The following is an 18995-nucleotide window of genomic DNA, read 5'->3' as shown; positions in this document are numbered from 1 at the left end:
GCCCCGACGCGCGGCCACGGTGGTCAACCGGCCGCGTGACGTGCATGATGCGGATCTGCCCGTTCGACCAGGAGCCACGGCCCGCCCGATACCGTCGGAGCGTCGGCCGACGCGCGCGGCACACCGGCCCCTGGAGAACGGGGACGGGGCGCGCGCAACGGTAGGGGAACCGATGGTCGGCGAGGACGTACGGGACGACGACGGCACCGGGTCGGCGGGACTGCCGGAGATCGCGGCAGACGCCGTCCTGGAGGCCCGACGGCTGTTGCACCGGTCGCGAGACGGGCAGACCGCCGAGACCCTGGGGCCGGTGATCGACCGTCTGGCCCGCGTCGAGGTCGCGTTGGCGCAGGACGGGGCGGACTTCGCCATCGTCTTCGTACACCTGGGCATGTTGCTCGGCATCCGCTGGCTGAACACGACCGGGTGCGGAACGTCCCGTGCCTCGCCCGCGAGTTCCGCGGAACGGGCGGAGGCGCTGCGGCGCCTGCGGCTCGTGGACCGCGACGGGCCGCCGACCGGCATGCTCGCCGCAGAGGCCCGCATGGTGCTGTTCCTCCTGCTCACGCCCTGGGCCCTGCTCCGCACCGACGGCACCCGCACCGCCCTGCTGCACGCGCTGCTCGACGCGACGGACGGACGGGTGCTGACCGATGCGGCGCGCCGGGACCTCGTCGAAGCCCGGGACGTGGTCGACCGCATCACGGCGGCGTCGCCAGACCCGGAGCTCGAACGGATGTACGCAAGGATCAAGGGGAAAGTCGAGCGGATGCTCACCGCCGGCGCGGCGGACGCCAAACCGTCGGCGGGCGGTGGGGCCGCGGACGCTGCCGCATCCGACCGGGACCGGGAGCGGGACACCGGCGGCGCGGCCGACGACGTCGACCGCGCCGAGCACGCGCTGCTCAAGGCCGTCCGCGGCCTGGTGACCCTGGCCGGTGCGCGCAGCACGCCGCAGTTCACCCGTCTCCTGTGCTGGCTGCCCGTCGCGACGCACACCCGAGCGAACGGCGGGTCGCACACGGAGCTGGGGATCGACGCGGAGGCCTCGTCGCTGCTGTGCCTGGCCGCCACGGGCGGGGGCACCGGCGCCGCCGGGGTTCGCCGGGTCGCCGACGTAGCGCTGCGGGCGCTCCGCGCGCTGCCGTCGAACGCACCCGAGCGGGCCCGGGTCGCCAGACTCCATGCCTACCTGCTCCTGGCCGCGGAGATCCGGGAACCCGGATCGGTCGACTTCGGCACCACGGAACGGCCCGCACCGGATCCGGACGACGACCGCATCCGTCTGACGGAGTGGCCGGCCGGCGTCACCCCGGAGCCCGGCCTGGCAGCCCATCTCCCCGGCCACGTCATGGACTTCGTCACCCATGTCGGGCTGCGCGAGCGGCGCCAGGCCGCCCTTCTCGACCGGCTGCTGGCCTATCGGACCGGCGATCCCGGCTATCTGGAGGACGCCGCCACCCTGCTCGGGGAGGCAGTGGGGGCAGCCGCCGCAGGGTCCTGGTGGTCCCTGGTCCTGAAGGCGGACCTGGTCGCGGTGCTGGAGCAGGCCGCCACGTACGGCGGGAGTCTCCAGGACGCCGACGCCTCGCTGGTCACCCTGCGCGGGCTGGGCGCCGCGCTGGAACGCGACGGCTCGGTGCCGCCCGACTCACCGTTCGCCGTCGACATCGCGCTCTCCACCGCGGACCGTGAGCTGCAGTACGCGCAGCGCACCGGCGACCACGAGGCCCTGCCGCGCCTGGTCGAGGAGCTCCGCGGCCGGTACGACGCGCTGCCACCGGACAGCGGCCTGCGCGGCGAACTGACGCAGCGGCTCGGCCGGATCGACGACCTGCTCGCCGACCCCGGGCAGGCCGGCACGCCCGGGGTGCCCGGGCTCGCCGGGCCCGAGGACCGCACCGCCCTGGACCGCACACTCGCCGCGTTCCGCCGGGCACTCGACGAACCGGAGCGGTATCACGATCACGAGTACGGCCGCCGTGCCACGCTCGGCCTGCGTCTGCTGTTCGGCGTCATGCGCGGCGAGAACGATCCGGCGCTCCTGGACGAGGCCGTCACGGAGTTGTCCGGTGCCCGCGCGCTGCTCGCCGAGGGGCGCGGCGGGACGCATCGCGTGGACGTCCTGACGAAGCTGGCCGAGGCCCACATGATGCGCGCCGCCCGGGGCGGCCCGGGCGGGCGCGAGGACGCCCGGGCGTTCGTGGAGATCACCCGCGAGGCGCTGGACGAGCTGGCCGCCGACGTCCTGCTCCAGATCGGCGCCGACCACGGCCTGTCGGCGGCCCTCGCCGGTGCCGTGCTGGCCCGGCGGCTGGCGTTCGCCGCCTTCCTCACCCGGCGGCCCGCCGACGCGGTGGCCGACCTGGAGAAGGGGCGCACCCTGGTGCTCCAGGCCGCCGACGCGTCCCGGGGCATCCCCGAACGCCTTGACGCCGCAGGCCGTCCCGACCTGGCCCGGCGGTGGCGCGCCCAGGTCACCGCGGGCCCGCTGCGGCCGGAGGACGCCGGCGGGCCGTCGACAGCGACCGACGGCCCGCCGATCCCCGGCAGCCTGCGGCGCCAGGCGCTGGCCGTGCTCGGCCTCGTCCGTCGCGCAACCCCCGACGCCCCCCGCACCGGGCAGCCGGCGGACACCGCCGACGTCGCCGATCTGGTCGCCGGCCTCGCGGCCACGGACACGGACGCGTTGGTCTACCTGGTGCCCGGCATGCCGCTGCCCGACCGCACGCTGCCGGGCTTCGCACTGATCCTGCGGCCCTCCACCGGTCCCGTCCTGCTCCCCCTGCCGGAGCTGCTGGCCACGGGCAGCCCGCCGCTGGAACGCTACCTCGACGCCGCGGCAGAGCGCTCCCGCGCGCTCGCCGATCCGGCGGCGGACGCGTCGTCGCGGGCGGCCTGCGAGGGACGGTGGCAGGACGCGCTGCGCGCGCTGTGCGAGTGGGCCGGGCGGGCCGTGATGGGCCCGGTCCTCGCGGCGGTGCCCCCTCCGCCGGAGCCCCGGGGGCCGGTGCCCGAGGGTACGGCGCCCCAGCCGCCCAGGATCGTGCTGGTGCCCTGCGAGCGGCTCGGCGCCGTGCCGTGGCACGCCGCGTACGTCCGGGGGCACGGCGAGCACGGTCACCGGTACGCCTGCCAGGAGGCCGTCCTCAGTTACGCCCCGTCCGGCGCCCGGTTCCTGGCCGCGACCACCCGGCGCCGGATGCCCCCGGCCGCCGGCCGGCAGGTACTGGTCGCCGACCCGGGGCTGAGCCTCCCGTGGGCCGAGATCGAGACGGCCGCGCTGCGCGCCGCCTGCTACCCCGACGCGCTCCGCTACGGCGAGTTCTTCTCCGCCGACGAGGCACCGGACGCCGCGGGCACACCGGCGGAGATCCTCGCGGCGCTGCCCGGAGGCGACCTACCGGCCTCCGTGGTCCACCTGTCCTGCCACGCCCTGGCCGCACCGCGCCCCACCGACTCCGCGCTGTGGCTGGCCGACCCTCCCGGTGCGGCCCCGGGATCAGGCCGGCTCACCGTGGCCGGCATCCTCGACTGCGCCGCCCGCCGCCGGCCGGGCGACGCCGGCCCGCTGGTCGTGCTGAGCGCCTGCGAGACCGATCTGAGTACGCGCCACCACGACGAGGCGCTGACCCTCTCCACCGCGCTGGTCACGGGTGGCGCCGCGGACGTCGTGGGATCCCGCTGGGCGGTGCGCGACGGTCCGACCGCCGTGATGACGGCCGTCTTCCACCACCACCTCACCGCCTGCGGACTGGCTCCGCCCGACGCCCTGCGCGCCGCCCAGATGTGGATGATCGACCCCGGCCGCGCGTTCCCGCCCGCCCTCGACGGTCCCCTCCGCCACGAGGCCACCCGGTCGGACCTCCACCACCTCCACCACTGGGCCGCCTTCACCCACCAGGGCAACCCGGCGCCCGCGCCGACGGTATGAGGGACGGATCCTGCTGCGAACCGTCTTCGGCGCCGGTCCCGTTGCCGTCGTCGGCGCCGGTGGTCAGCTCGCCGGGCGGGCGGCGCGGGCGTCGATCTTCTCCTGGAGCGCGGCGAGCAGGCCCTGGAGCAGTCCGACGGTGGTCTCGTCGGTGAGGTTGCCGTCCCCGTCGAAGCGCTCGTGCGCCCGGAAGACGATGACCTCGGGCTTCACGACGACGTCGGTCTCGGTCCAGACGAACACCTGACGGAGGGCCAGCTGGGCGCGGACGGTGCCGAAGTTGGTCGGGGCGGCCCCGAGGATGGCGGTCGGCTTGCGGTGCAGGGGCAGGCCCTCGGTGCGGGTCCAGTCGGTGCTCAGCCAGTCGATGGCGTTCTTGAGCACGCCGGGGATGGAGTAGTTGAACTCCGGCGTGGCGATCAGCAGGCCGTCGGCCTCCTGGACCCGGCGGCGCAGGTCCTGGACGACGGCGGGCCGCAGCTCGGGGGTGTCGAGGTCCAGGTCGTACGGAGGGATGTCGCGCAGGCCCTCGTAGATCTCGATCTCCTGGCCGCCCGGGTTGAACTTCTGTGCGGCGCGCAGCAGTCGGGTGTTGTGCGAGTCGGCACGCAGCGAGCCGGAGATGGCGAAGATCCTGGAGGCGGTCATGGCGGGCTCCTTCGGTGGAGGTGGTCGTTTCGTGCTCGTCGTTGCCGACACCGAGAAAACTAAACCGATCAGTTCAGAGTGTCAACTGAACAGTTCAGTATTGACAGTGCACCGGGCGGTGTAGTTCATTCGGGACGTGACGGCACCCGGCCCTCCCGGCCCGCGTCGCCACCGGTACGACCGGCGCCCTCCTTTGCCGACCGAACGGTTCAGTTCATATACTGGGCGCCCGTTCCCGGTGCCCGGTTCCTCCTGATTCCGGCCTCGGTGCCCGGTACCGGACGCCACCGGCGGACCGACGCCGCCACCCCGCCCCGCACCCCCCACCACCGCGCGAAGGACAGCCATGGGAGCCGACCCCCAGGACGCGACCGACCAGTACGGCATCCCGATCATCCCGGACCCCTCCGACGCCGCCTCCCGCAAGCGTCGGGCGATCATCGACGCCGCGCTCGCCGAGTTCCTCGCCGAGGGCTACTCGGCGGCCTCGATGGACACCATCACCGGCCGGTCCGGCGTCTCGAAGGCCACCATCTACAAGCACTTCGGCAGCAAGGAACGCCTGTTCCTGGCCGTCGTCGGCGGCGTCCTGCCCAGGACCTACGCCGATCTGGCGCCGGCCGGCCGCGCCGTCACCGACTCCCCGGACCTGCGCGGCGCGCTGGTCCGGCACGCCACCGAGCTGGCCCGGATCCTGCTGCGCCCCGAGATCATGTCGCTGCGCCGCCTGGTGATCGGCGAGATCGACCGGTTCCCCCAGCTCGGCCGGCTCTGGTACCAGGTCACCTACGACATGAACAACGGCCCCCTGGTCGAGGCGCTCACCGAGCTGACCGCCAGGGGCGAGCTGGACGTGCCCGATCCCGGACTCGCCGTCCAGCAACTGGTGGCCATCACCGTCGGCATCCCGCAGCTGACGCACACCTTCGCCCCCGAAACCCCGGTCGACGACGCGGAGCTCGCCGTGGTGATCGAGGCGGGGATCGACCTCTTCCTCGCCCGCTACGGCGCCCGCCGCGCCTGACCGGGGCGAGCCGGACGGGCCGGCGGTGCGAGGGGGTCAGCGCCCCCTGCGGGCGGTGCGCCGGCGCGCCCACAGGGCGAGGGGAACGGCGACGGCCGTCACGGCGGCCTCCGGCGCCGGAGGCCCTCCGAGCGGGTCACCCGCCGACCCGCCCAACGTGCTGCCGGCGGCGAGGCCCTGCTGGTCGAAGGTGTCCGGCACGGGCAGGGTGTCCCAGCGCGTCAGGGGCCAGGCGATCACGAACGCCCGGCCGATCACGTTCTTCACCGGGACGAAGCCGCCGCTCGGCTCGTTGACGTGGAAACGCGAGTCGCGCGAGTCGTTCCGGTGGTCCCCCATCACCCACAGGTGGTCCTTGGGGACGGTGACGGTGCCGACGGGCGCGTCCCCGCAGGGTGTCGCCCCGGGGAAGAGGTAGGGCTCGTCCAGCGCCACGTCGTTGACCCTGACCGGACTGCCCTCCTTGCACTCGACGGTGTCGCCGCCGACCGCGATGACGCGCTTGATCAGGTCCTGCTCGTCGTCCGACGGCAGCAGGCCGACGGTGCTGAGCGCCGTACGGATGCCCTCGACGAAGCCGTTGCCCTCGGACCTGGGCACCGGGCCCAGCCAGCCGCCCGGGTCCCTGAAGACCACCACCTCGCCGCGTTCCGGCTCGGCGCCGAACCACGGGGTGAGCTTGTCGACCAGGACGCGGTCACCCTTCTCCAGGGTGTGCTGCATCGAGCCCGAGGGGATGGAGAAGGCCTGGACGAAGAAGGTCTTGATGCCCAGGGAGAGCAGGATCGCGATGCCGATCAGGAGCGGCAGTTCCTGCCAGAGCGGACGTTTCCGCCGTTCCTTCCCCGCCCGGCGGCCGGCCCCGCCGTCACCGACGTCGCCTCCGCCCGGGCCGCCGTCACCGCCCGTACCGTCACCGCCCGGTTGCTCCGGCGTGCCCGGGCCGCCCGGGCCGTCGACGGCGGTCGCCGTTCCGGGCGTGGTGGAGGTGCCGTCTCCCCCGACGCCTCCGGCGCTTCCGCCGCCACCACCGGTTCCCGCCGGACCTGCGGTCTCGTCCATGCTCATTCCTGGCCCCCTCCGGACGGCCCGGCGGGCCCGGTGCGGAACCCCCCATGGTCAGCTAACGAACGGTGGTTCCCGTCACGGTCACCGGTCCGGCGCCTGCCGACCCGTCAGAACGTACACCCGTTCACGCCCCTACGGGGCCCCGCCTCCGAGCATGATCCGGGCGACGAGTTCGCGGCGGCTGGCCACGCCCGCCTTCGCGAACACCGACTTGAGATGGTCCTGCACCGTGTACGGCGTCATCGCGAGCAGCCGCGAGACGTCCCGGGTGTCGCACCCGCGCACCAGCAGCAGCGCGACCTCCTGCTCCCGCACCGTCAGCCCGTAGGCGGAGAGGTAGAGCGGCATGGCGTCGGCGGGTGTCGCCGGGGCCGCCACCACCGTCACCTCGCCGGCCGCGCCGCCCTTCAGCGCCGACCCGTGCAGCACGTACCACTGACCGTCCCGGTCCTGCACCCGTATCTTCGTCTGCGGCACCGGCAGCCCGCAGGCGGTCCGACGCGCCTGCTCGGCCGCGATCGCGAAGGCGGTCGGGACGCCGAGCGACGTCCGGCTCGGGTCCGCGAGCCGGAGCAGCAGGTCCTCGGCCGGTCCCGCCATCGCGAGGAGCCGGTTGGACGGGCCGAGCACGACCACGGCCGGACCGGGCTCCCCCTCTCCCGGGCCGGCCCCCGGACCTGCCTCGCCGACGGCCGGGAGGTGACACGCGCGCAGCGCGTTGCCCAGGTGCCGCGCCGCGAGGTCGGCCAACTCCCTTTGCTGGCCGAGGTACGGCCCCCGGTCGGCGCCCCGCATAAAAGCCGCGCAGCCCCACATCCCGCCGTGCGCGTCGAACACCGCACGCAGTTCGTCGCCGAACCCGGCGGGGCTGATCAGCTCGCGGAACCGGATGCTCTCGCTCAGCTCCCCCCGCGTGGCCCGGCTGAGCGTCTCCGCCCGGACACCGCTGAGACGGATCTTGGGGAAGGTCGCGTAGTCGTCCTCCCACACCTCCAGCCGGACGGCGTCCTCGAAGGTCGCCAGGCTGAGGTCGTCGCTCAGCACGGACGTCACCAGGCCCGTCGCCGGGTCCGCCGAGTGCCAGCAGACGGCGTCGTACTCCAGCACGCCGCGCAGGAGTTCGTCCGCCCGGCGGAACAGCTCCTCGACCGCCAGACCCTCCCCGACCAGCTCCTTCAGCCCCTCGATCGCCTGCTGTGCCGCTGCTCCACGTGCCCCACGTGATCCCATGCGCCGGAAGCTAGCATGCATACCCACCACCCTCCCATGCGCCTGACGGAGGGTTCGGCATCCGCCTCTGGGAGGGGTCGGAGCAGCGTATTCTCATCCTCGTGATGGTCCGACTCACCCGGGACAGCGTCGCGATGGGCGACGACACCGATGCCCCGCACGCCGCCGAACTCGCCCTCCGGGAGGGCGCGACGGTGCACGAGGCCGGCCTCGCGCTGCTCGCGGCCCGCTACCCCGCGTCCGTCTCCGGCGGCCGCGCCACCTGGGTGCTGACCGTGGACGGAGGCGCGCCCCTGGCCGTTCTCGCCCAGCAGTGGGCCGAGCCGCGCGCGCTGCCCGGTGCCGACGGGCCGCTCGCACGCTTCGCCTCCCCCGACGGCGCGGTGCGGCTGCACCTCGTCTACCGCACCCAGCGCGATCCGGACGCCGAATGGTCCCGTCTGGCCGGCGGCGCCCCGCTGTTCGACCGCCCCTGAGGGAGCGTCAGCAGTTTCTCCCCCAGATCACGACGCAGTGCTCTCTCGTGTATTCCCGGATCCCGTCGACCGGCCCCGTCAGCGCCAGCACCACCAGCGATGCCGCGAGTCCCGCCAGGACTCCGAACAGCACCGCCGCCCCGACCAGCCGCCACAGCAGCCGCCCCCGCCCGCCCACGGCCCGCCCCCTCGTTCCGAACAGTCCCTCGCACCCATTCCCTCCGGACCGTCAGATCACCTGTGGTGCGGCCGAGTTGTGACCCTGACGGGAGGGAACCGAGGCTGCGGAACTCCTTCTGCAGAGTGCCCGGAGCGGTCTACCCTCCTCCCATGGTCGCGTCGATCACCGCCGCCGGGCCGCTCGCCCCGGCCCCGGCACCCGCCCCGGCACCCACCGACGGGGGCGTCCCCACGGCCGCCCGCGCATCCGCGCCCGTGTCCGTGGCCGCGCCCACGGCCGCACCCGCGCCCGCATCCACCGGCCAGGACGATCCCGCATGACCGTTCCGCCGGACGAACACGCGGCCCGCCGCCGGTACCTGACGACCTGCCTGCTCTACTGGCTACCGCTCGGCCTGGCCACCGCCCCCCTGGTGCTGCTGCTCACCGCACGCGGCCTCCCGCTCGGCACCGTCGCAGGGCTGTTCGCCGCCCACTCGCTCACCACCGCCGCCCTGGAGCTGCCCACCGGCGGGCTCTCCGACGTCCTCGGCCGCCGACCCGTCCTGGCCGCCGCCGGTCTGGTCGGCATCGCCGCCTTCACCCTGCTCGCCCTGGGCGACTCCCCCGCGCTGCTGTTCCCCGGCATGGTGCTGCTCGGTGCCTCGCGCGCGCTGGCGAGCGGCCCGGCCGAAGCCTGGTACGTCGACGCCGTGCACGCCCGGACCGGCGCCGACGGCGACCTCCGCCCCGGGCTGGCCCGGGGCAGCGCCACCGGTTCCGTCGCCCTGGCCGTCGGCACCCTGGTCGGCGGGGCCGTGCCGTGGCTGCTCTCCGGTGACCTCGGCGACCGCCTCACCCTGGCGACCGGCGGCCTGGTCCTGCCGCTCGCGGTACCGGTCCTCCTGGGCGCCGTCGTCGCGGCCGTCTTCTCCGGCTACGTCCTGGCCGCCCTCGCCGAACCCCCACGGCCGCCGGCGACGCTGCGCACGGTGGTCGCCGACGTCCCCACCACCATCGCCACCGGCCTGCGGCTGGGCAGGCGGAACGCCGTGGTCCGGCGCGTGGTGCTCACCGCCGCCGCCACCGGGGCCGGCCTGGCGGTGGTCGAACTGCTCACCCCCGGGCGGGCCGCCGACCTCACCGGGACCGTGGAGTCCGGCGCGGTCCTGGTCGGCGGGCTGGCCTGCGCCGGCTTCCTCTGCTCCGCGCTCGGCGCCAGGATCGCCCCGGGCGCCGCCGAACGGTTCGGCGACGCCCGCGCCGTTCCGGTCGGCCTCGTGCTCTGCGCCACCGGCCTCCTGCTGCTCGCCGTCACCGCGAACACCGCGGGCCCGGCCGCCGCCGCGTCCGCCGTGATCGGGTACGGCCTGGCCTACCTGGGGCTGGGCACGGCCGGACCGAGCCAGGGCGCCCTGCTCCACCGGGCCGTCACGGCGGACGCCCGGGCCACCGCGCTCTCCGTCCAGTCGCTCGCCCTGCAACTGGTCGGCGCCCTGGCCGGCCTCGCCCTCGGGGTGCTCCCGGCCGGACCGCCCCGCTGGCTCCTCGGCGTCGCCGCCCTGACCCTGGCCGTCCTCCTCTGGCTCCGCCCACCGGCCGACGGCCGGACGAGCAGCGACGCGGCGGACGGCGGCACGGCGGACGACGCCGAGGCGGGCAGCGACGCGGCGGACGGCGCAGGGGCGGACGCGCGCGGGACGAAGAGCCTGCGCCGCGGCCGTCAGAGCCAGTTGCGGCGCTTGAAGACCAGGTAGAGGCTCGTGCAGACCAACGCCATCAGGGCGATCGCGAACGGATAGCCGAAGGCCCACTTGAGTTCGGGCATCGAGTCGAAGTTCATGCCGTAGACGGTGCCGATCAGCGTCGGGGCGAAGAGGATGGCCGCCCAGGAGGAGATCTTCTTGATCTCGTCGTTCTGCGCGTGCCCGGCCTCCGCGAGCTGCTTCATCTCCTCGTTCTGCCGCTGCGACACCAGGGTCGCGTTGACGGTGAGGATGTTCTGCAGCATCTGCCGGAAGCCGTCGACCCGCTCGGCGGCGTAGGTCGCGTGGTCGGCGACGTCCCGCAGGTAGCGCTGGAGCTCGTCGTCGGTGCCGTACTTGCCGAAGCCGGCCTCCAGGCTCTTCATGATCTCCAGCAGCGGTCGGGTGGCGCGCTGGAACTCGATGACCTCGCGCGAGAGTTCGTAGATGCGCCGGGACACCTGCGGGTCCCCGCCGAACACCTCGGTCTCGATCTCGTCGATGTCGTGCTGGAGGCCCGCGATGACCGGCGCGTAGCCGTCGACGACCGCGTCCAGTACCGCGTACAGGACGGCCTCCGGGCCCAGCGCGAGCAGCTCCGGGTCGGCCTCCAGGCGCCGCCGCACCGCCGAGAGGTCGGGGGCCTGCGAGTGGCGGACGGTGAACACGAAGTCGGGGCCGACGAAGAGGTGGATCTCGCCGAAGTCCACCTCCTCCACGTCGTCGAGGTACCGGGCGGCCCTCAGCACGACGAACAGCGTGTCGCCGTAGCGCTCCAGCTTCGGCCGCTGGTGGGCGACGATGGCGTCCTCGACCGCCAGCTCGTGCAGGTTGAACCGCTCCGCGACCTCCAGCAGCTGTGCCTCGGCCGGGCGGTAGAGCCCGATCCAGGCCATCGTGCCGGGCTTGCCGGGCAGTTCGCGGTAGACGTCCGCCAGGTTGGCCGGCGTCGGCATCCGGCGGCCCTCGCGGTAGACGGCGGCGTCGACGACCGAACGCTCCAGGCTGACGTCCTCGGCCGGCTGGTCCGGGCGCGGGTCCATCGAGTGCTCGGGGGCGGGCTGGGTGTCGGTGGAGCGGGTCGGGACGGCGGAACGGGAGAACGGACGCTTGCTTGCGCGCACGGCGCGCACACGCCAGTCGGACATGGCGGGGTACCTCCGCTGTTCGGGGGCCACCGCACCCGGCCGGAAGGCTCGGGGCGGGGCAGGCGGGAGACGCCCGGCCGCCCTCCACCACGCACGGCGCCCGGCCGCGCGGTGCCGCCTGCCGGGATCAGCGGCGGGCGGTGCGACGACGGGAGCCGGAAGCGGTGCGGGAGGAGAAGTGCCGGGGGCCAGGAGATGGGGGGGACGTCCTGGGGCAGGGCCGACTTCGACCCGGGCTACTGCTCTCCACCGATCTCACCTCCTCGCCGTCGGGGCGCCCACGCAGGGTCACCGTGACCGGGCCACCAGGAGGATCCACACCGTCCGGCCGCACGCACACGTGCCCGCGACAGAAACGGGTGGGCACCCCTGATCTCGTCAGAGCTTTGGCACGCCACGGCGTAGCACCCGGGGGTGCAGCCACTTGGGGTCACCCCTTAGGCCGGGGAGACCTGTCCTGACCCTGGGCGTCTCTCGACGTCGTGGGGTCAGTGGCCTGTGTCCGTGGCGACGCCTCACCGAACGAGGTGCCTTCACAACTTCAATGAGTCTAGTACCCACCGGGGACTCCCTTCGACCAGGGGGCCCGCGCCCGATCCGGCGGAACACGCCCGAAGGGGCGCGCGACGGCGGCGAAAGCCCTTCCGCGCGACCCTCCGTTCACACCTTTCGAACCGTCAGCACCTCTGTGTTGAAGGAGTTTTGAGACGATCGGCGAACCTCGTGACGCCGAAGTGGATCCACGCTCGGTCGACTACGCTCGGTAGTGCGGCTCCCTTCGGCACGACCCCGGACGACCCCCGGACGACCGCCGAACGGGGCACGACGGCGGTGATCGGCGACGGGCCGGCGGGGATGCCGACCGGACGGCAGCCGTCCGCGGCTGCTCGGTACGGCGGCTCGGTGGGACCGTTCGACCGGGACTTCGGTGCGACCGTTCAGTGCGACCGTTCAGAGGGACGGTTCAGTGGGACGGTTCGAGGTGGGCGGCGACGTACGGGACCGCGACCGCCTCCAGCGCGCCCGGCGAACCGAACGCCGGGTGGACGTTGACCTCGAAGACCACACCGCCGCTCTGGGCCGCCAGGTCCACGGCGGCGAACGGCAGCCCCACCGCTCCGGTCGCCTCGACCGCCAGCTCCGCCAGTCCGGCGGGCAGGTCGTCGACCGGAAGCGGGGTGGAGACGGCACCCCGGGCGAGGTTGCACGGTGCGTCCGGGTCTGCCTGCACGTGCTCGACCGCGCGGATCGCCCGCCCGTTCAGCACCGTCACCCGGAACTGGTGACGCCGTCCGTCGGCGGTGAAGTTGCCGGCGTCACTCGCGAGCAGCCAGTCGGTGCCGGCCTCGGCGTAGCACCGGGCGGCGTCGGCGAGCTGGGCCCGGGTGGTGACGTGGAACACGTCCTGGCCGCTCATCCCGACGGCCGGCCTCGCCCAGACGTCGCCGCCGAGCCGGTCGAAGACCTCGGCCGCCTCCTCGGGCGTGGGCCGGGAGAGGGTGAGGGTGGCCATCTGGCGGACGCCGTCCCGGGCGAACCGCTCCACCGCGAGGCGCTTGTCGGTGGCCACCCGCCAGCCGTCCACGGCGGTGCCCAGCGAGCGCACACCGTGCTCGCGCAGCGCGCGCTGGCAGTCGGCGAGCTCCGTCCGCCGGTGCGGCGGTATCTCGTAGAGGAGCACCGCCGTGGCGGCCACGGCCAGGCCCTCGCCGGGCACCTCAAGGCTGACCCCGCCGTCGACGCCGCGCACCAGGCCGGGACCGCCGGCCATGAAGTGCCGTGCGTCGAGCAGCACGGGTGCCCGGCCGGTGAGCCTGTGCACGGCGGAGGCCAGCGCCTCCCGACTGCCCTCGGACGAACTGTGATCGGTCATCAGAACGAGCTCGCTGCGCCCCATGGAGCCATGGAACATGTCGCGGACATGGTCAGGCAAGACCGTGTCCCGCACGCACGCCCCCCTCCGCCCCGGCCGGACGGAAATCCGGATGCGAAGCACCGGCCTCCCGCGCTACCGTCGGCCCCATGTCGACGCCCCGCATCTCCTAGCTGACGGACCCGCCTCCACGCCACCCGTGTGTCCGTCCGCTGTTCCGGAGCGTCATCCCATGATCACCACCCGTGGTGTCGACGTGCGCGTCGCCGCCCGCCTGCTGCTGTCCGACGTCACCCTCCACATCGCGCCCGGCGACCGTATCGGCCTCGTCGGCCGCAACGGCGCCGGCAAGACCACCCTGCTCTCCACCCTGGCGGGCCGGATCCGGCCCGCCGCCGGGACCGTCACCCGCACCGGCCCGGTCGGCTACCTGGCGCAGGACTCCAGGGCCGCCGACCCGGCCGTCACCGTCACGGACCGGATCCTGTCCGCGCGCGGTCTGGACTCCGCCGTCCGCGCCCTGCGCGCCGCCGAGACCGCGCTGGCCGAGGCCGCCACCGCCGTGGTCGCGGCGACGGGCCGTTCAGCGAGGAATCCCGCGACCGGGACCGCCGCTCCCGAACGGGCCCAACGCCGGGCCATGGCCGCCTACACCACGGCCGAGGCCGAGTTCCAGGCTCGAGGCGGCTACGCGGCGGAGGCCGAGGCCGCCCGGGTCGCGGCAGGCCTGGGCCTGCCCGGCCGAGTCCTCGACGGCCCGCTCGGCGCGCTCTCCGGCGGTCAGCGCCGCCGGGTCGAGCTGGCCAGGATCCTCTTCGCCGGCCACGACACCCTGCTCCTCGACGAGCCCACCAACCACCTGGACGCCGACGCCGTCGCCTGGCTCCGGGACTTCCTGGCCGGCTACCCGGGCGGCGTGGCGCTGATCAGCCACGACGTGCCGCTGATCGCCGCCACCGTCAACCGGGTCTTCCACCTCGACCCGCAGCGTGCCGCCGTGGACGTCCACAACACCGGGTGGGCCGCCTACCTCGTCCAACGCGACGCCGACGAACGCCGCCGCGTCCGCGAACGCGCCAACGCCGAGCGGAAGGCCACCGCGCTGCACGCCCAGGCCGACCGGATGCGGGCCAACGTCGCGACCGCCGTCGGCGCCCGTTCCATGGCCCGCCGCGCCGACCGGATGCTCGCCGCCCTCGAACCGGCCCGGCGGGCCGAGCGCACGGCCCGGATCCGGCTGCCCGACCCGGCGCCCTGCGGCCGGATGCCGCTCGGCGCCGTCAGCCTCGCCAAGTCCTACGACGGGCGGCGCGTGCTCGCCGGCCTCGACCTCGCCGTCGACCGGGGCACCCGGCTGGTCGTGCTCGGCCACAACGGCGCCGGCAAAACCACCCTGTTGCGGATCCTGGCCGGCCACGAGCACCCCGACGGCGGCCGGGTCGTCCCCGGCCCGGGGCTGAGACTCGGCTACTTCGCCCAGGAACACGACACCCTCGACCCGGCCCGCAGCGTCCGGGAGAACCTCTCCCGGGCCGCGCCCGACCTCACCGACGGCGAACTGCGGCACGTGCTCGGCGCGTTCCTCTTCCGCGGCGACGACGCCGACAAGCCCGCCGGAGTCCTCTCCGGCGGCGAGAAGACCAGGCTCGCCCTGGCCGGACTGGTCCACTCCGGCGCCAACGTCCTGCTGCTGGACGAGCCCACCAACAACCTCGACCCCGCCTCCCGCGCCGAGGTCCTGGCCGCGGTCGGCACGTACCCCGGCGCGATCGTGCTGGTCACCCACGACCCCGGGGCCGTCGAGGCGCTGCGCCCGGACCGGGTCCTGCTGCTGCCGGACGGCGACGAGGACCTGTGGAACGACGGCTACCTCGACCTGGTCACGGCAGGCTGACCGGCCCGCCCCGGTCGTCCGGGGCACTCGGCCGGCCGGGGTCCCGGGGCTTCCGGGCCTCGATCAGGAACCGGGCGGAGTGGGCGACGAACGGCCCCTCCGCCCGGATCCGGGCGTCCAGCTCACGAAGCCGATCCCGGTACGCGCCGACCGTGAAGCCCGGAACCATCCAGACCACCTTGCGCAGGAAGTAGACCACCGCACCGATGTCGCGGAACTCCGTCCGCAGCCGCTCCGAGCGCAGGTCGACGACCTCCAGTCCGGCGGCCCGGGCGGCCCCGGCCTCGTCCTCCGGTCGCCGGGCCCGGCGTGCCTCGGGCTGCGGCCCGAGGAAGTACTCGACCAGTTCGAACACCGAGGCCGGCCCGACGTGCTGGGCCAGGTAGCTGCCGCCCGGACGCAGGACCCGGGCGATCTCCTCCCACCAGACCGTCACCGGGTGCCGGCAGGTCACCAGGTCGAAGGCGCCGTCGGCGAACGGCAGCGGCGGCTCGTCCGGATCGGCGACCAGGACGGCGCCCAGCGGGTGCAGCAGCCCGGTCGCGCGGGCCACGTTCGGCGGCCAGGACTCGGTGGCCACCATCGTGGCCGGGAAGCTCCCGGCCACACCCGCCAGCACCTCACCGCCGCCGGTCTGCACGTCCAGGGCCGCCGACACCCGGGCCAGCCGTTCCCCCACAAGCCGCTGGTACCCCCACGACGGGCGGTCCTCGGTCGCCCGGCCGTCCAGCCAGGAGAAGTCCCACCCGTCGACCGACACCGCCTCGGCCTCGGCCACCAGTTCCTCGAACGTCCGCTCCATGGGCCCATCCTGCCCCGCTCCGGTCCGCCCTGCTTCCCCCGGCCGCGTCCGACCCCGCCCCGGCCTCGGATCGTCGCCGCCGGATCGTTGCCGCCGGATCGTCACCGCCCGCGCGGCTCCCGACGGCGGAGTTCCGGACCGCAGGGTTCCCGACCGGCCGCCTCCGGCTCAGGCGAGCCGGGCGGCGACCCGCTCGTTGCCGGAGAGGTCCCGGAAGTGCAGTGAACGGTCCGGGCCACCGTCTCCGGTACCCCGGGTGTGGTGGACACCCCGAGCTCGGCGAGCCGGGCCTCCACCCGGTCGAGGTCCGCGGTGTGGAGGACCGGCAACGGCAGCCCGCCGGTCTGCCGCCCCGCCGCCGCACCGTCGAGGAGCACCGTGAGGCCCAGCCCGTCGCGGTAGGTCGCGGTAGAAGGTCGGCGCCGCCTCCGTGTCGTCGACCACCACCACCACCACCGTGCGGGCGATCGCCGAGAACAGTCCGTTCGTCTCCTTGCGCCCCCCGGCCGTGCCGCGACCGTAGGGCACCGACACTGACACTGCCGCTCCCGCGCCGGTCCCCGGCCGTCGACGGCCCGTCACCCGCCCGACCGGAACCGCCCGGAACCGCCCCCGGACCCCGCCGGCTCAGGCGGCCTCGGCCCGGCGCGCGGCAACGGTCCAGGCCGCCGTGACGGCACGGTGGGCCGCGGCCGTCGCCTCGACGGCGTCGCCGGCCAGCCGGACCGGCGCACCGAGGTGGACGTGGAGGGTCGGACGGCGGACCGGTGCGGTGGCCAGGCCCGCCAGTTGCTTGAACGAGCCGCCCGACGTGAGCCGCCGGGAGCCCGCCTGCCCGAGCGGGACCACCGGAGCGTCGGCGGCGCGGGCGAGCCGCGCCAGGCCGCTGCGGAAGGGCCCCGGCGGCTGCTCACCGGAGTCCCGGCGGCGGGGCAGCCCGCCCTCTCCGTAGATCAGGACGACCCGCCCGGCGGCGAGTGCCTCCGCGGCTGCGTCGAGGGCCTCGGAGGCCCGCGCGGTACCCCGGTGGACGGCGATGTGCCCCTCGCGGCGCAGCAGCTGCCCGAGCGCCGGGATCCGCCAGAGCCCGGCCGTCGCCAGCACGACCGGCCGGATGCCGAGACGGTGCAGGGCGGCGAACACGACGACCGGGTCGGCGAGCGAGGTGTGGTTGGCCGCGACGATGCTGCCGGGGGCGGGGAGTTCGGAGCCTTCGGCGGTGACCTGGAGACGGCCGAGAGCGGGGACGAGGAACGCTGCGGTGCGACTGATCATGGCGGTGGCGTGGTCCTTGTGACGGTTTCGCAGTGTTGTCGGCCAGTCTGCGGGAGCCCGCTGCGGTGCGCCTGAGTACCCGTACTCAGCTTCGACCGGGACGGATCCGACCGGCCGTCGCCGGTTGCGAGACGCTCCGGAGCAGGTCCCGACCTCGCATTCCGGGCCGACCCTGTCTAGGCTCACGTGGATGAGGCGACTGGACGTACTCGACCAAGCCCTGTTCACGCGGATCGCCACGGCCCGCTCGCGCGGCACCGGGCGGCGGACCGCGCCGTGGATGCGCGGACTGAGCCGGGCCGCCAACCACGGCGTGCTCTGGTTCGGCACCGCCGCCGTGCTGGGGGCCGTCGGCGGACGGGCCGGCCGGCGGGCGGCCCTGCGCGGGGTGGGCTCGCTGGCGCTCGCCTCCACGGTGGCCAACATCGCCGCCAAACAGCTGACCCGGCGTCCGCGCCCGCAGCTGGACCCGGTGCCGGCCGCCCGCCGCCTGCTGCGCCAGCCGATCACCACCTCGTTCCCCTCGGGCCACTCGGCCTCCGCCGCCGCCTTCGCCACCGCGGTCGCGATCGAGTCCCCGGCGGCCGCGGCCGTGGTGGTGCCGGTGGCGCTGGCCGTCGGGGCGTCCCGGGTCTACACCGGTGCGCACTACCCGGGCGACGTGCTGGCCGGGTTCGCGCTCGGCTCCGCGCTCGCCGCGCTCACCCTGCGATGGTGGCCCAGGTCGTCCGACGTGCCGCCGCCCGCGGGCCCGCCCCGCCGCGCGGCCCCGGCGCTGCCCGAGGGAGCCGGGCTGTCGGTCGTGGTCAACAGCGGCTCCGGCAGCGGCGCCCTGACGCCCGCCGGACCGGAGGAGACCGCGGAGCTGCTGCGCACGCTCCTGACGCGGGCCGACGTCCGGGTCTGCGGACCCGACGACGACCTTCCCACGCTGCTGACCGAGGCGGCCGACCGCGCCGCAGCGGCCGGCGGGGCGCTCGGGGTCTGCGGCGGCGACGGCAGCGTGAACCTGGCCGCCGGGCTCGCGGTCGAGCGGAACCTCCCGCTCGCGGTGTTCCCCGGTGGCACGCTCAACCACTTCGCCCTGGACCTCGGCATCGACGGGCCGGAGGCGACCGCGGCGGCCGTGGCCGCCGGGACCGCCTGCGGGGTGGACCTGGGTATCGCCGCCGACGACACCGAGCGGCGGCACTTCCTCAACACCTTCAGTCTGGGCGTCTACCCCGAGCTGGTCAGGGTGCGGGAGTCGTTGGAGGGGCGGCTGGGCAAGTGGCCGGCGCTCGCGGTGGCGGTGGTCCGGGTGCTGGCCGCCGCCGAACCGGTCACCGTCCGGGCGGGCGGCCGCGACCGGCGGCTCTGGCTGCTGTTCGCGGGCAACGGCGCGTACGACCCGCCGGGCTTCGCCCCCACCCACCGGACCGGTCTCGCCGACGGCCTGCTGGACATCCGGATCGTGGACGGCGGTAGCCCGTTCGGCCGGACCAGGCTCGCCGCCGCCTTCCTCTCCGGGACCCTCTCCCGCTCCCGGGTCTACCACTCCGCCCGTCTCGGCGCCCTCGACCTCGACGCGCTGGGGAGCGCCGACCGGATCGCGGTCGACGGCGAGTCCGTCCCCGCGGCCGGTGCGCTGCGGCTGGCCAAGGCCCGCCAGGCGCTCACCGTGTACCGGCCGGCCCTGGACTGAGTCGGGAACCGTCGCAGCGGCCCCGCACCCGGCCC

Annotated in this window: 14 protein-coding genes and 1 riboswitch; of the genes, 7 read left to right on the top strand and 7 right to left on the bottom strand. The window is 75.0% G+C overall.

What is annotated here, in order from left to right; genetic code table 11:
• Nucleotides 1-172: 172 nt before the first annotated feature.
• Nucleotides 173-3934: a CHAT domain-containing protein gene (locus ACFWOG_RS01790; protein ID WP_380353719.1), complete on the top strand. Its 3762-nt coding sequence runs from the start codon at nt 173-175 to the stop codon at nt 3932-3934.
• Between the two features lie 63 nt (nt 3935-3997).
• Here ACFWOG_RS01790 and ACFWOG_RS01785 read toward each other — a convergent pair whose 3' ends face one another.
• A complete protein-coding gene (locus ACFWOG_RS01785) occupies nt 3998-4582 on the bottom strand; it encodes an NADPH-dependent FMN reductase (RefSeq protein WP_329881097.1) in 585 nt (194 codons plus the stop codon).
• A 346-nt stretch (nt 4583-4928) separates the two neighbouring features.
• On the opposite strand from ACFWOG_RS01785, the gene ACFWOG_RS01780 reads away from it, so the two are divergent.
• On the top strand, nt 4929-5606 hold the full coding sequence (locus tag ACFWOG_RS01780) for a TetR/AcrR family transcriptional regulator (protein WP_380353716.1): 678 nt from the start codon (nt 4929-4931) through the stop codon (nt 5604-5606).
• A gap of 36 nt (nt 5607-5642) precedes the next feature.
• On the opposite strand, the gene lepB is transcribed toward ACFWOG_RS01780, so the two are convergent.
• Together lepB and ACFWOG_RS01770 are read right to left on the bottom strand one after the other, a co-directional pair.
• The gene (lepB, locus tag ACFWOG_RS01775) at nt 5643-6668 is read right to left on the bottom strand and encodes a signal peptidase I (protein ID WP_380353714.1); all 1026 of its coding nucleotides are present in this window, start codon (nt 6666-6668) and stop codon (nt 5643-5645) included.
• 138 nt (nt 6669-6806) lie between these two features.
• On the bottom strand, nt 6807-7904 hold the full coding sequence (locus ACFWOG_RS01770; RefSeq protein ID WP_355403938.1) for a helix-turn-helix transcriptional regulator: 1098 nt from the start codon (nt 7902-7904) through the stop codon (nt 6807-6809).
• A gap of 101 nt (nt 7905-8005) precedes the next feature.
• On the opposite strand from ACFWOG_RS01770, the gene ACFWOG_RS01765 reads away from it, so the two are divergent.
• The 3 genes from ACFWOG_RS01765 (at nt 8006) to ACFWOG_RS01755 (ending at nt 10296) form a co-directional block, all read left to right on the top strand.
• Entirely contained in the window at nt 8006-8380 is a 375-nt protein-coding gene (locus ACFWOG_RS01765; RefSeq protein WP_380353711.1) for a hypothetical protein, read from the top strand.
• A gap of 330 nt (nt 8381-8710) precedes the next feature.
• On the top strand, nt 8711-8881 hold the full coding sequence (locus tag ACFWOG_RS01760) for a hypothetical protein (protein ID WP_380353710.1): 171 nt from the start codon (nt 8711-8713) through the stop codon (nt 8879-8881).
• Nucleotides 8878-10296: an MFS transporter gene (locus ACFWOG_RS01755; protein ID WP_380353707.1), complete on the top strand. Its 1419-nt coding sequence runs from the start codon at nt 8878-8880 to the stop codon at nt 10294-10296. The genes ACFWOG_RS01760 and ACFWOG_RS01755 overlap by 4 nt, the downstream gene beginning before the upstream one ends.
• Here ACFWOG_RS01755 and ACFWOG_RS01750 read toward each other — a convergent pair.
• On the bottom strand, nt 10263-11432 hold the full coding sequence (locus ACFWOG_RS01750; RefSeq protein ID WP_329952791.1) for a magnesium and cobalt transport protein CorA: 1170 nt from the start codon (nt 11430-11432) through the stop codon (nt 10263-10265). The two genes, ACFWOG_RS01755 and ACFWOG_RS01750, sit on opposite strands and share 34 nt — an antisense overlap.
• 360 nt (nt 11433-11792) lie before the next feature.
• A riboswitch (M-box (ykoK) riboswitch) is annotated at nt 11793-11966 on the bottom strand.
• A gap of 430 nt (nt 11967-12396) precedes the next feature.
• Nucleotides 12397-13305: a RimK family alpha-L-glutamate ligase gene (locus ACFWOG_RS01745; protein WP_380353704.1), complete on the bottom strand. Its 909-nt coding sequence runs from the start codon at nt 13303-13305 to the stop codon at nt 12397-12399.
• 232 nt (nt 13306-13537) lie between these two features.
• Here ACFWOG_RS01745 and ACFWOG_RS01740 point away from each other — a divergent pair, with 232 nt between their 5' ends.
• Nucleotides 13538-15199 carry an ABC-F family ATP-binding cassette domain-containing protein gene (locus ACFWOG_RS01740; RefSeq protein WP_380353703.1) on the top strand — a complete coding sequence of 554 codons (1662 nt, stop codon included), beginning with the start codon at nt 13538-13540 and terminating at the stop codon, nt 15197-15199.
• Here the strand turns inward: ACFWOG_RS01740 and ACFWOG_RS01735 are convergent.
• A complete protein-coding gene (locus ACFWOG_RS01735) occupies nt 15186-16001 on the bottom strand; it encodes a class I SAM-dependent methyltransferase (RefSeq protein WP_380353701.1) in 816 nt (271 codons plus the stop codon). The genes ACFWOG_RS01740 and ACFWOG_RS01735 overlap by 14 nt on opposite strands.
• A gap of 627 nt (nt 16002-16628) precedes the next feature.
• Nucleotides 16629-17276, bottom strand: a complete 648-nt coding sequence (locus ACFWOG_RS01730) for a lysophospholipid acyltransferase family protein (RefSeq protein WP_329881110.1) — start codon at nt 17274-17276, stop codon at nt 16629-16631.
• A 190-nt stretch (nt 17277-17466) separates the two neighbouring features.
• On the opposite strand from ACFWOG_RS01730, the gene ACFWOG_RS01725 reads away from it, so the two are divergent.
• Nucleotides 17467-18960, top strand: a complete 1494-nt coding sequence (locus tag ACFWOG_RS01725) for a phosphatase PAP2 family protein (protein ID WP_329952795.1) — start codon at nt 17467-17469, stop codon at nt 18958-18960.
• The last annotated feature ends 35 nt before the right edge of the window (nt 18961-18995 follow it).

It is taken from the genome of Kitasatospora sp. NPDC058406 (assembly GCF_042722765.1).
Classification (GTDB): Bacteria; Actinomycetota; Actinomycetes; order Streptomycetales; family Streptomycetaceae; genus Kitasatospora.
This window is presented reverse-complemented; position numbering and strand designations above follow the sequence as displayed.

Excerpts from the sequence above, each read along its gene's own strand:
- lepB (WP_380353714.1), bottom strand. The coding sequence starts at position 6,668 with ATGGACGAGACCGCAGGTCCGGCGGGAACCGGTGGTGGCGGCGGAAGC.
- ACFWOG_RS01745 (WP_380353704.1), bottom strand. The coding sequence starts at position 13,305 with ATGACCGATCACAGTTCGTCCGAGGGCAGTCGGGAGGCGCTGGCCTCC.
- ACFWOG_RS01770 (WP_355403938.1), bottom strand. The coding sequence starts at position 7,904 with ATGGGATCACGTGGGGCACGTGGAGCAGCGGCACAGCAGGCGATCGAG.
- ACFWOG_RS01750 (WP_329952791.1), bottom strand. The coding sequence starts at position 11,432 with ATGTCCGACTGGCGTGTGCGCGCCGTGCGCGCAAGCAAGCGTCCGTTC.
- ACFWOG_RS01780 (WP_380353716.1), top strand. The coding sequence starts at position 4,929 with ATGGGAGCCGACCCCCAGGACGCGACCGACCAGTACGGCATCCCGATC.
- ACFWOG_RS01735 (WP_380353701.1), bottom strand. The coding sequence starts at position 16,001 with ATGGAGCGGACGTTCGAGGAACTGGTGGCCGAGGCCGAGGCGGTGTCG.
- ACFWOG_RS01730 (WP_329881110.1), bottom strand. The coding sequence starts at position 17,276 with ATGATCAGTCGCACCGCAGCGTTCCTCGTCCCCGCTCTCGGCCGTCTC.
- ACFWOG_RS01725 (WP_329952795.1), top strand. The coding sequence starts at position 17,467 with ATGAGGCGACTGGACGTACTCGACCAAGCCCTGTTCACGCGGATCGCC.
- ACFWOG_RS01785 (WP_329881097.1), bottom strand. The coding sequence starts at position 4,582 with ATGACCGCCTCCAGGATCTTCGCCATCTCCGGCTCGCTGCGTGCCGAC.
- ACFWOG_RS01760 (WP_380353710.1), top strand. The coding sequence starts at position 8,711 with ATGGTCGCGTCGATCACCGCCGCCGGGCCGCTCGCCCCGGCCCCGGCA.
- ACFWOG_RS01740 (WP_380353703.1), top strand. The coding sequence starts at position 13,538 with ATGATCACCACCCGTGGTGTCGACGTGCGCGTCGCCGCCCGCCTGCTG.
- ACFWOG_RS01790 (WP_380353719.1), top strand. The coding sequence starts at position 173 with ATGGTCGGCGAGGACGTACGGGACGACGACGGCACCGGGTCGGCGGGA.
- ACFWOG_RS01755 (WP_380353707.1), top strand. The coding sequence starts at position 8,878 with ATGACCGTTCCGCCGGACGAACACGCGGCCCGCCGCCGGTACCTGACG.